The 11,924-nt window shown below is 76.9% G+C and carries 6 protein-coding genes; 2 read left to right on the top strand and 4 right to left on the bottom strand.

Annotation, left to right across the window (positions count from 1 at the left end; all coding sequences use genetic code 11):
- Nucleotides 1-167 precede the first annotated feature (167 nt).
- The gene (locus LV78_RS12295) at nt 168-1,457 is read left to right on the top strand and encodes an MFS transporter (RefSeq protein ID WP_253845195.1); all 1,290 of its coding nucleotides are present in this window, start codon (nt 168-170) and stop codon (nt 1,455-1,457) included.
- Nucleotides 1,458-1,690: 233 nt separating this feature from the next.
- Nucleotides 1,691-2,080: a hypothetical protein gene (locus tag LV78_RS12290; protein ID WP_253845194.1), complete on the top strand. Its 390-nt coding sequence runs from the start codon at nt 1,691-1,693 to the stop codon at nt 2,078-2,080.
- A 61-nt stretch (nt 2,081-2,141) separates the two neighbouring features.
- Here the strand turns inward: LV78_RS12290 and LV78_RS12285 are convergent, their stop codons facing one another.
- The 4 genes from LV78_RS12285 to LV78_RS12270 all read right to left on the bottom strand — a co-directional run bounded on the left by LV78_RS12285 (nt 2,142) and on the right by LV78_RS12270 (nt 11,908).
- The gene (locus LV78_RS12285; RefSeq protein ID WP_253845192.1) at nt 2,142-3,374 is read right to left on the bottom strand and encodes a hypothetical protein; all 1,233 of its coding nucleotides are present in this window, start codon (nt 3,372-3,374) and stop codon (nt 2,142-2,144) included.
- Between the two features lie 137 nt (nt 3,375-3,511).
- Nucleotides 3,512-4,771: a signal peptidase I gene (locus tag LV78_RS12280; protein WP_253845190.1), complete on the bottom strand. Its 1,260-nt coding sequence runs from the start codon at nt 4,769-4,771 to the stop codon at nt 3,512-3,514.
- The gene (locus LV78_RS12275; RefSeq protein ID WP_253845188.1) at nt 4,768-5,385 is read right to left on the bottom strand and encodes a hypothetical protein; all 618 of its coding nucleotides are present in this window, start codon (nt 5,383-5,385) and stop codon (nt 4,768-4,770) included. Before LV78_RS12275 ends, LV78_RS12280 begins: the two co-directional genes overlap by 4 nt.
- Before the next feature lie 151 nt (nt 5,386-5,536).
- Nucleotides 5,537-11,908, bottom strand: coding sequence for a type I polyketide synthase (locus LV78_RS12270; RefSeq protein WP_253845186.1), 6,372 nt, complete (start codon nt 11,906-11,908; stop codon nt 5,537-5,539).
- Nucleotides 11,909-11,924 lie beyond the last annotated feature (16 nt).

Below are 11,924 nucleotides of genomic sequence, written 5' to 3'. Positions count from 1 at the left end.
CCCGCGCGCCCCTGCAATCCCCGGCGGCGCGAAAGCCGAACAGGTGACAGCGCCCGCGCGCGGTCGTACCGTGCCACCCGTCAACCCCGGATCGGCGCAAATGAAACGCCGCGGCCGGACCCCACCGCGACTTGGCGCCTACCGGCGCGCGCGAACGGAGACCAGGAATGAGCGTCGACGTGCCCACCTCCGGCAAGGCAGGGACAACGCGGTTCGGCCGGATCGCCGCCGCGCTGCTGGCCTCGCAGTTCGGGGTCTACGTAGCGATCATCACCCCGCTGCAGCTGCTGCTCACCCTGCGCCTGGTCGGGATCACCGGGGACAGCGGGTCGGCGACGGGCGCGTTCGGCGTGGCCACCGGCCTGGCCGCGATCGTGGTGCTGGTGGTGACCCCGATCGCCGGGCGGATCAGCGACCTGGCGGCGTTCGCGCTGGGCCGCCGCCGCACCTGGATCCTGTTCGGCTCGCTCACCGGCGCGACCGCGCTGGTGGTGCTGGGGCAGGCGGACGCGGTGTGGCAGGTGGTGCTGCTGTGGTGCCTGGCGAAGGCGCTGTTCAGCTTCCAGCAGGCCTCCACGACCGCCGTGCTGGCCGACCAGGTGCCCGCCGAGCGGCGCGGCCTGGCGTCCGGGCTGCTCGGGCTGGTGATCCCGTTCGCGCCGATGCTGGGCCTGATCGTGGTGAACCAGCTCCCGCCCGGTTCGGCGCTGCAGTGGCAGGTGGTCGCGGCGATCGCGGCGGCGGGCGGCGTGGTCGCGGTGCTGCTGATCCGCGAGGGCAGGCCGGAGCGGCGGCCGGTCGCGCCGGGCGGGCTGGGCGAGCTGCTGAAGTCGTTCTGGCTGGACCCGCGCCGCTACCCGGCGTTCGGGTGGGCGTGGCTGGTGCGGTTCCTGATCACCGCGACGTACGCGGCGGGCAGCTACGTGTCGCTGTACCTGATCCAGCGCTTCGGGGTCGGGCAGGCCGAGGTCGGCGGGCTGGTGCTGATCTGGTCGGTGGTGAACGTGCCCGCCGCGATCATCGGCAGCCTGGGCTGCGGCTACCTGTCGGACGTGCTGCGGCGGCAGAAGCCGTTCGTGATCGCGTCGGCGGCGATCGGCGTGCTGTCCATGGCGCTGCTGGCGTTCGCGCCCTCGCTCACCGTGGTGTTCGTGGCGGCGGGCGTGCTCGGGCTGGGCATGGGCATGTTCCTGGCGGTGGACATGGCGATGTGCGTGCGGGTGCTGCCGGACGGGGCGAACGCGGGCAAGGACCTGGGGATCGTGAACATCGCGAACATGCTGCCGCAGTCCCTGGTGCCGCTGGTGGCGCCGCTGCTGCTGGCGCTGGGCGGGTACACGGCGTTCTTCGGGTTCCTGGCGCTGCTGGGCGTCGTGGGCGCGCTCGCGGTGCGCCGGGTGCCGGAGATCGGGCAGGAGGGCGGGGCGCCGGGCGTGGCCCCGCTGCGCAGGGCGTGAGGCGGGCGCGCCACCGGGCCGGGGTCCGGTGGCGCGCGCGGCGGGTTCTCCCGGACCGGTCCACCGCCCGGCTCCACCGCCCGGCGGAGCGGGCGGGTGGTCCGATCGTTCCGGAACGACCCCGGACCGGTCTGGACCACCGGTCAGCGGAGGTCGCCGGAGAGCCGACCGCTGAACGGGGAGAGCGGCGCGGTCGCCATCGGGTGCGGGCGCGGAATCCCTATGCTGACCGCATGATCTTCTACACTGGCGCGGAGAGCAACGCTCTGCGTGAAGCCGTCTTCGGTGTGATGCTGCTCGTCTCGCACGCCGACCCCGGCCCGGTGATCCAGGAGCGGTACGCGGGGTTGCAGGCGCTCAAGAACCTGTCCCCCGACCTGCGGAACGCCTTGCACTCCAGCAGGGTCGACCTGTCCGGGATCGCCGAGGCCGAACTGGAGGAGCGGGTCATGGAGGCGCTGCGGCAGTCCGCGCGCGTCCTGGCCGCCAAGTCCCCGGCCGACGCCGCGACGTTCCCGGCCGCCGTCGAGGCGATCTGCCACCAGGTCGCCGAGGCCGACGGGAAGGTCGGGGAGGCCGAGCAGGCGGTCATCGGCAGGATTCGCGCCGCGCTGGCCGAGTGATCGCGGGCAGGCGCCGAAGACCGGGGAGCACCTTCCGGCAGGTGGTGCTCCCCCACCCCGCTCAGCCGCGCGGCGGGACCGCCCGGTGGTCCTGGAACGCGGCCACCAGCAGCAGGAACGCCGCCCCGGCGAGCAGCAGGCCCCACAGCGCGGTCCGGTCCGGCGCGGGCAGGTCGCCGCCCGGCACGAACACCCGCGCCGCGTCGCGCGCCGCCCAGCAGCCCGCCAGCAGCAGCGGTCCCACCAGCACCGGCAGCGCGCGCGTCCCGGCCAGCACCGGCGTCACCCCGGCCACCGCCGTCACCGCCGCCGCGACCGCGAGCGCCAGCAGCAGCCACGGCGGCAGCACCTGGTCGCCCTGCGCGGTGGGACTGCCCGGCAGCGGGCCGGACAGCAGCACGGACACCGCCAGCACCGCGCTCAGCGCCACCGCCGTCAGCGCGGACCAGCGGGTGCGGGCCACCGCGACGCCCACCACCAGCGCCAGGAGCGCGGGCTGCCACGGGTTCTCGACCTGCCGCAACGCCGAGTCGATCGGGTTGGCCAGCGCGGCCAGCAGCACGGCGCACGCGGCGGTGCGCAGCAGCGCGCCCCTGGTCACGGCCAGCGCGGCGCCCGCCGCCAGCAGCGCGACCAGCACGCCCGCCGCCGTGCTGGCCACCGGCGCGAACTCGCCGTCGGGGGCGTCGACCCCCAGGTTCACCAGGTGCTCGGTCGCGGCCAGCACCAGCGGGAGCAGCGCGGCCAGGAAGCCGAGGCGGCGGGCCCGGTCGGTGAGCGGTTCGGGGAGCGGGGCGCGGGCGCCCGCGACCGCGAGCACACCCCCGAGCAGGGCCACCAGCAGCAGCACCAGGTCCACCACCGCGCTGCGGGGCGTGGGAAGCGCGGACAGCAGCAGCGCGCCGACCACCGCGCCCACCAGCGCGGGCGCGCCCCGGTCCAGCGCGGTCGCGGCGGCCAGCGCGCCCACGACCACCAGCGCCCCGCCGCCCGCGCTCAGCCCGAGCACGGCGGCGGACGGGTGGTCGGTGGGCCAGAACGCCCACAGCAGCAGCGGGACCTTCCACATCACGCCCATGAGCAGCAGCCACGGCCAGTGCCGGGCGAACGCGACGGCCGCGCCGGTGGCGACCAGGAGCAGGACGAGCACCAGCGGGCCGGGCCAGGTCAGGGACAGGTCCACCCGGCCGACGCCGAGCAGGCCCTGCTCGCCGGGACCGGTGACCGGCAGGGCGGACAGCGCGAGCGCGGCGGTCAGCCACGGCGGGAACGGGGAACGGGGTTGTGCTTCCACGCTCCGGGACTCTAGGCGCTGCAACGACTCCGGAGAGCGAAGGGGCGGGAACCGAGAGCTACGAGGCGGAAGCGCGGCGCGGCTCCACAGTGGACCGTGGCGCAGGGAGGGACGCGGGGGTTCAGGAGGCAGGGGGTTCAGGACGCGGCGTGCAGGTCGGCGATCTCCGCGTCGCTCAGCGCCCGCGCGAACACCGACACCTCGTCCACGTCCCCCACCACGGAGTCGGAGTCGGTGTACCCGAGCGTGAACGGCTTCGACGTGGTCACCGGGGTGCCCGTCGTCGCGGTGGAGCCGCTCGGCTGCCCGTCCAGGTACAGCCGCAGGAAGGCCCCGTCCCAGGTCATCGCCACCTCGTGCCAGGCCGTGTCCAACGGCATCGGCTTGACCACGGTGTACCGCCCGTTCTCGGTGTCCAGCAAGGCGCGCATGGCCGTCGTGGCGTCGTTCCAGGACAGCAGGTAGTTGATCTGCCCGGTCCCGCCGCCGTACTTGGCGACGAGGCGGCCGTGCGGGGTCGGGGAGGACGCCGTCGAGCGCGTCCACGTGATCACCGTGAACGGCCCGGTGAAGCTCAGCGCCGCTCCGCTGCCTGCGGCGCAGTGGGCCGACGCGGTCGGCAGGGTGGTCGCGGTGTCCGAGTCCGGCGGCCGGGCGCCCGGCGCGCCGCCGGTGGCCCCGACGCAGGTGAGCGGGTTCGCGCCGCGCTCGTCGGCGCGGGCGGTCCCGGACCTCTCGCCGAGCCGCCAGTAGCCGACCGGGTTCGCGGCGAGCACCTTCTGCGGGTAGAAGCGGGAGACCGTCCCGACGCTCGCGGGCACGGCGGCGGTCGCGGAGAACGCCGCCTCGGTGCGCCCGGCGACCCCGCCCGCGGTGACCGCGAGCGCGGGGACCAGCAGCACGGCGGCGGCGGCGCGGGGCTTGCGCCCGGCCAGCAGCAGCACGAGCAGCCCCGCGCCGCCGAGCACGGCCAGCGGGACGGCGGCGGACGGGTGCCGCCGCAGGAACAGCGCGGGCGCGCCGAGCCCCGGCACCAGCCCGCGCACCCGCCCCAGCACGTCCTCGGGCGCGACGGACGCCGCGTCCGGGGTGGGGTTCGCGTCGCCCCTGGTGCGGTAGCGGCCGTCGTCGTCGCGGCCGACGACCCGGTGCGTCACCGACGGCGCGCCGGACCGGGAGTAGACGACGACGTCCCCGACCAGCGGTTCGCGGTCGGGTGCGGGGTCGAGCAGCACCACGTCGCCGGGGCGCACGAGCGGCCCCATCGACCCGGAGGTGACCACCACCGGCCGCCAGCCCCACAGCACCGGGACGAACGCGCACAGCGCGAGGGTGAGCGCGACGGCGCCGGTGAACGCCAGGGCGCACCGCGCCACCAGGCGCCACCGGGTCCTCACCCCCTGGCCTCCCAGGTGAACGTCGCCGCCGCGGTCTTGTTCTGCGCCTCGGCGACGGACTTGACGGTGATGGTGAACCGGAAGGCCACCGTCGCCCCGTTCGAGGCGGTGGACCAGGCCCCGACGCCGCTCGCGTAGTCGGTGGCGGTGGCGTTGAACTCGTCGAGCGTGCCCCGGAAGACCCCGCCCGCCCTGGCCGAGAAGGTGGCGCAGCTGGGCGCGGGCGACGTGAAGCTGTCGGCGCCCCGGTCGACCACGAGGTCGAGGTAGGGGGCGAGCGCGCCCGTCGCGGAGCCGTAGAGCTTGATGGTGGCGCTGGGGGTGATCGTGCCGTCGTAGCGGACGGTGATGCACCTGGTGACCGCCTGGCCGCCGGTGAGCCTGCCGTCCGAGGCGCTGCTGTACAGGGCGGAGCCGGAGCTGTTCTCGGCCAGCGCGATGGAGCCGGTCTCCCACGAGTTCGAGCTGTTGCTGACCGTGCCGGAGAACGCGGCCTCCGAGGTGCGCAGGACCATGGTCAGGCACAGCACGACGCCGACGAGCGCGGCCCCGACCGTCCATGCGGTGGCGGAGACCGCGGGCGCGGGCGGGCGCGGCGCGCGGTGCTTCGGCATGACCGTGCAATCGGACGGCGGGCAGCGGACCTGAGGGACTGCGCTGTGGTCGGGCGCTGCTGTCCGGTGCTGCTGTCCGGTGCTGCCGGGGCGCCCCGAGGCGCGGTCGCCGGGTGCGGGACCGAGCCTCGGGGCGCGGGATCGGCGCTGGTCAACGACCTGCGGGTGGGTAGTAGCCGGTCTCGGTGAAGAAGTGGACGTAGGTGTCGACCAGGTCCGCGGTCACCGGCGGGCAGGTGATGCCCGTCCCGCGCAACGCCTCCTCGGTGTGGGAGACGTCCACCAGCGGGTAGAACGCGGCGCTGTCGGAGGTCATCAGGTCGAAGGCGTCGAGCAGCGGGATGAGCGCGTTGTCCCTGTCGGCGAGCACGGCGGCCCGCCACCGGTCGGGGTCCCGCTCCTCCAGCCGGTGGCCGCCCGCTCGGAGCCGGTCCACCAGGGTCTCCCAGGACACCCGGCCGGGGTTGTAGAGGTGGTGGGTGGCCCCCGAGGTCGCGGACAGCGCCACGACCGCGCTCGCCACGTAGTCGACCGGCACCATCGGCACCGTGCCGGACAGCCCGCGCGGCACGGCCCCCGCCTGGACCAGGCCCTTGGTGGCCAGCCAGACGAAGTCCCTGGTCTGGCAGGCGCCGGTGCGCCGGTCGCCGGAGACCAGGTCGACGCGGTAGGTGGACACCGGCAGGCCCCGGTCGCGGGCAGTGGCGATCAGGCGCTCGGCCACCCACTTGGAGCGCAGGTAGCCGCTGGGCAGCAGGTCGGCGGGGCCGGTCGGGTCGGTGGCGCGCAGCGGGGTCCCGTCCGCGCGGGGGCCAGCGAAGACGCCGGTGGTGGACAGGTGGTGCACCGGCACGGTGCGGTGCAGCGCGGCCAGCCTGAGCACCTCGCGGGTGCCGCCGACGTTCGCGGCCCGCAGGTCGGTGTACGGGCGCAGCCAGTTCACCGTGGCCCCGCCGTGGTAGACGACGTCGACCTCGCGGGCGAGGCGGTCGAAGACGTCCGCGTCGAGACCGAGGCGCGGGAGCGCCAGGTCGCCGACGACCACGCGCAGCCGGGTGGGGTCGACGCCGTCCCACAGCCGGTACCAGCGCAGGTTCGCCTCCAGCTTGCGCATCCCCTCGGCGGGGTCGGCCGCGCGCACCAGGCAGTGCGCGGTGGCCGAGGTGGTGTCGAGCAGCTCGCGCAGCAGGAACGCGCCGAGGAAGCCGGTGGCCCCGGTGATCAGCAGGTTCGCCGGGTCGGTTGTGGTGCGCACGACCTCGGCGGCGGGGCGCGCGTCGTCCGGGAGGGCGGCGTCGGCCTCGTAGTCGGGGGCGGCCCCGCGGTCGGTGGCGCGGTCGGGGCCGGTGGCGGAGGCGAGGAAGGCGGCGAGCGCCCTCGGGGTCGGGTGGTCGAAGACGACGGTGGCGGGCAGGGTCAGGCCGGTGGCGGTGGCGACGTGGTTGCGCAGCTCCACCGACAGCAGCGAGTCGAAGCCCAGGTCGGGGAAGGGGCGGTCGTCGCCGGGGGCGGGGCGGCCGAGCACGGCGGCGACCTCGGCGCGCACCAGGTCGGTGGCCGCGCGCAGCCGGTCGGCCTCCGGGAGGGAGGCGAGGTCGGGGGCCGGGGCGTCGTTGCGCGCGGCCGGGCGGGTGGTGGGCAGCAGGGTGCGCAGCAGCGGCGGCACCCGGTCGGCGCGGGAGCGCAGGCGGGCGCGGTCCAGCGGCACGCCCAGGACGGCGGTGGCGCCGAGTGCGGCGTCGAGCACGGCCAGGCCCAGCTCGGTGCCGACCGGGCGCAGGCCCGCGCCCGCGATGCGGTCGCGGTCGGCGTCGGCGAGGTCGGCGGTGATGCCGCTGCGCAGCGACCACAGGCCCCAGGCGATCGAGGTGGCGGGCAGGCCGAGGGCGGCGCGGTGGGCGGCCAGCGCGTCGAGGTAGGAGTTGGCGGCGGCGTAGTTGCCCTGGCCCGCGCCGCCGAGGACGCCCGCGACGGAGGAGAACAGGACGAACGCGGTCAGGTCGCGGTCCCGGGTCAGCTCGTGCAGGTGGCGGGCGGCGTCGGCCTTGGGGCGCAGCACGGCGCGGACGCGGTCGGGGGTCAGGTCGGCCAGGAGGGCGTCGTCGGTGACGCCTGCGGCGTGCACCACGGCGGTGACGGGCTCGCGGGCGAGCAGGGCGGTGAGCGCGGACCGGTCGGCGGCGTCGCAGGCCAGGACCCGCGCGGTGGCGCCGTGGTCGGCCAGCTCGGCGACCAGGTCGGCGGCGCCGGGGGCGGTGGGGCCCCGGCGGTTGGTGAGGACCAGGTCGCGGACGCCGTGGCGGGTGACCAGGTGCCGGGCGACGGCGGCGCCGAGCGCGCCGGTGCCGCCGGTGATCAGGACGGTGCCGTCCGGGGACCAGCGGTGTCCCGGCAGGACGGCGGGGCGCAGGACGGGCAGGTGCGGGACGCCACCGCGCAGGAGCACCTGGTGGGCGCCGATGGCCGCCAGCGCGGTGGCGGTCCCGGCGGGGTCGGGGTCGGCGCCGTCGGTGTCGACGAGCACGACGCGGCCGGGTTCCTCGGCCTGGGCCGAGCGGGCGAGGCCGAGGAGGGCGGCGCCGTCGAGGTCGGTGACGTCCGGGCCCGCGGCGCGGGTGGTGACGACGACGACCCGGTCGCCCGCCCGGAGGTCGGCGAGCGCGTCGGCGATCCGGGTGTCCCGGTCGCCGCCGGGCGACCAGGTGACGACCCTGGGCAGGTCGGTCGCGGGGGCCGGGGCGGCCACCGGTTCCCAGTCGACCTGGAGGAGCGCGTCGGTGGGCCGCAGGGACCCGTCGGCGACGGCCCGCTCGTCCTCGGGGACGAGGTCGACCGCGCCGACGGAGGCCACCGGGGCGCCTGCGGCGTCGGTGAGCAGGAGGCCGCCGTCGAGAAGCTGGGCGCGGACGGCCCGCGCGCCGGTGGCGCGGACCTGGACGTCGCGCCAGCGGGCGACCACGCCCCCGCCGAGCAGGCGGATCGCCTGGTCGAGCAGCTGGGGGTGCAGGCGGTGGCCCTCGGGGCTCACGCCATCGGGGAGTTCGATCCACACGCCGTCGTCGTTCGAGGGCTGGGAGGCGGCGGGGGCGGATCGGGGCACGGCCTGCGGTGGGTGGGAGGGGTCGGCGGGCGCGGAGCCGGGAAGCGTGGGGGTGGCGGGCGCCGGGACGGCCGGTGCTGCTCCCGCAGGCGCGGGACCGGCGGCGATGGGGCGGGCGTCGGCGGACGCGGAGCCGGCGGGCACGGCATCGGCAAGCGCAGGATCGGCAGGCACTGGGCCCGCAGGCACTGGACCAGCGGCGATAGGGCGGGCGTCGGCGGACGCGGAGCCGGCAGGCGTGGAGCCGGCAGGCGCGGAGCCGGCAGGCGCGGGGTTGACGGGTGCGCGGCGGGCCGGGGTGGGGTGGGTGACGGTGCCGGTGGCGTGGAGGGTCCAGGCGCCGTCGAGGCGCGTGTGGACGGTCACCGCGCCCTCGGTGACGCGCACCTGGAGGCGCGCCCCGCGCTCGGGCAGGACGACGGGCGCCAGCACCTCCAGGGACTCCAGGCGCGGCCTGCCGACCTCGTCGCCCGCGCGCACGGCCAGCTCCACCAGCGCGGCCGGGGGCAGCACGGTGTGGCCCGCAACCCGGTGGGCCGCCAGCCACGGGTGGGCGCTCGGGCGGACGTGGCCGGTGAACAGGGCCTCGTCGCGGCCAGCGACCGGGGTGGCCGCGCCGAGCAGGGGGTGGTCCGCGGCGTCCACGCCGAGGGTGTCGGGGTCGGCGGCGTCCGACTGCTCGGCCCAGTAGCGCTCGCGCTGGAACGGGTAGGTGGGCAGGTCGACCGGGTGGGCGCCGCTGTCCGCGAAGAACGCGGGCCAGTCGACGGCGACGCCGTGCGCGTGCAGGTCGGCGACGCCCGCGCAGAGCGCCGACGTCTCGTTCAGCGCAGCGGCCTCGCCCGCCGCCACGTCCGGCGACGTCCCGTTCGACAGCGCCCCGCCCGCCGCCGCGCGCCCGCCCCGGCGCTGGAGCGGGATCGCCGCGACCTCGTCCAGGGTCTCGCGGACCAGCGGGGTGAGCGCCGCGTCCGGGCCGATCTCCACGAACGTGGTCACCCCCTCCTTCGCCAGCGCGCGCAGGCAGTCCGCGAACCGCACGGTCCCCCGCACGTGCCGCACCCAGTGCTCCGGGTCGCACAGCGCGTCCACCCCCACCGGCGCGCCGGTGCTGTTGGACACCAGCGGCACGGTCGGCGGCCGGTAGTCGACCGCGCTCGCGGCCTCCCGGAACGGGGCCAGCGCGGGCTCGACCAGCGGCGAGTGGAACGCGTGGCTCACGGTGAGCCGCTTGGTGCGGTGGCCGCGCGAGCGCAGCTCCTCCACCAGCCCCAGCACCGCCGCCTCCGCGCCGGACACCACCACCGAGGCGGGGCCGTTGACCGCGGCGACGGCCACGCCCGCCGGGAGCAGCGGGGCGACCTCGGCGGCGGGCGCGGCGACCGCGACCATGGCCCCGCCCGGCGGCAGGTCGCCCAGCGCGCGGGCCCTGGCCGCGACCAGCGCGCACGCGTCGGGCAGCGACAGCACGCCCGCGACGTGCGCGGCGGTCAGCTCGCCGAGCGAGTGGCCCGCCACGTAGTCGGGTCGCACCCCCCAGGACTCCAGCAGCCGCACCAGCGCGACCTCGAACGTGAACAGCGCGGGCTGCGCCCACCGGGTGTCGTGCAGCACCGGGTCGTCGCCGAACGCCACCCGGCGCAGCGACCCGCCGAGCGCCGGGTCGAGCAGTGCGCACACCTCGTCGAAGGCGGCGGCGAACACCGGGTGCCGGGCGTGCAGGCCGCGCCCCATGCCGGGGTGCTGCGCGCCCTGCCCGGTGAACAGGAAGGCGGTGCGTCCCTGCGGCGGCACGGGCGCGGCCTCGGCCACGTGGTCGAGCGCGGCGACCAGCCCCGCCCGGTCGTGGGCGACGACGTGGGCCCGGTGCTCCAGGGCGGCGCGGGCGGTGGCCAGGGTGAGCGCGACGTCGGCGGGCTCGACGGCCGGGTCGGCGGCCAGGTGCTCGCGCAGCCGCCCGGCGTGGGCGCGCAGCGCCTGCGGGGTGCGCGCGGACAGCAGGACCGGCCACGGTCCGGGCGCGCGCGGCTCCCGCTCGGGCTCGTCGGCGGGCACGTGCTCCAGCACGACGTGCGCGTTGGTGCCGCTGACCCCGAACGAGGACACGGCGGCACGGCGCGGACGCCCGGTGGACGGCCAGTCGCGGGCCTCGGCGAGCAGCTCGACCGCGCCCGACGACCAGTCCACGACCGGGGTGGGCTCGGCGAGGTGCAGGGTGCGCGGGGCGACGCCGTGCCGCATGGCCTGCACGACCTTGATCACGCCGCCGACCCCGGCCGCCGCGACGCTGTGCCCGATGTTGGACTTGAGCGAGCCGAGCAGCAGCGGCTGCCCCTCCCGGTCGCGCCCGTAGGTGGCGAGCAGCGCCTGGGCCTCGATGGGGTCGCCGAGCCTGGTGCCGGTGCCGTGCGCCTCCACCAGGTCGACGTCGGCGGGGCGCAGTCCCGCGTCGGCCAGCGCGGCACGGATGACCCGCTCCTGGGCCGGGCCGCTGGGGGCGGTGAGCCCGTTGGAGGCCCCGTCGGAGTTGACCGCGCTGCCGCGCACCAGCGCCAGCACGCGGTGGCCGTTGCGGCGGGCGTCGGACAACCGCTCCAGCAGCAGCAGGCCGACGCCCTCGGACCAGCCGGTGCCGTCGGCGTCGGCGGAGAACGACTTGCACCGGCCGTCCGGGGCGAGGCCGCGCTGGCGGGAGAAGTCGACGAAGCCGGTGGGCGAGCCGTGCACGGTGCTGCCGCCCGCGACGGCCAGGGTCGACTCGCCCGAGCGCAGCGACCGGACGGCCAGGTGCAGCGCCACCAGCGACGACGAGCAGGCCGTGTCGACCGACAGCGCGGGGCCCTCCAGGCCGAGCGCGTAGGAGATGCGGCCGGAGGCGACGCTGGAGAGCTTGCCGGTCATGAGGAAGCCCTCCAGCTCCTCGGGACCGGACAGGCCGAGGTAGCTCTGCTCCCCGACGCCCGCGAAGACGCCGGTGCGGCTGCCGCGCAGCGCGCCGACGTCGATGCCCGCGCGCTCGAACAGCTCCCACGCGGTCTCCAGCAGCACCCGCTGCTGCGGGTCCATGGCGAGGGCCTCGCGCGGGGAGATGCCGAAGAAGTCGGCGTCGAACGCGGTGGCGCCGTCCAGGAACCCGCCCTCGCGGGTGCTGGTGCGGCCGGGGACGCCCGGTTCGGGGTCGTAGAGGCGGTCGGCGTCCCAGCCCCGGTCGGCGGGCCAGTCGGTGATGGCGTCGACGCCCTGGTCGACCAGCCGCCACAGGTCCTCGGGGGAGGTGACGCCGCCGGGGTAGCGGCAGGCCATCGCGACGATGGCGACGGGCTCGGGTTCGGCGGCCTCCAGCTCCGCGATGCGCTCCTTGGCCTGGTGCAGGTCGGCCGTCACCCACTTCAGGTACTCGACCAGCCGTTCCTCGTTGGACACGGGGTTTGCCTCTCTG

This window comes from Actinosynnema pretiosum (assembly GCF_024171695.1).
GTDB classification, from domain to species: Bacteria; Actinomycetota; Actinomycetes; order Mycobacteriales; family Pseudonocardiaceae; genus Actinosynnema; species Actinosynnema pretiosum.
This window is presented reverse-complemented; position numbering and strand designations above follow the sequence as displayed.

What these genes read in the sequence shown, in the direction of transcription:
- LV78_RS12295 (WP_253845195.1), top strand. Translation starts at nt 168, where the DNA reads ATGAGCGTCGACGTGCCCACCTCCGGCAAGGCAGGGACAACGCGGTTC.
- LV78_RS12290 (WP_253845194.1), top strand. Translation starts at nt 1,691, where the DNA reads ATGATCTTCTACACTGGCGCGGAGAGCAACGCTCTGCGTGAAGCCGTC.
- LV78_RS12275 (WP_253845188.1), bottom strand. Translation starts at nt 5,385, where the DNA reads ATGCCGAAGCACCGCGCGCCGCGCCCGCCCGCGCCCGCGGTCTCCGCC.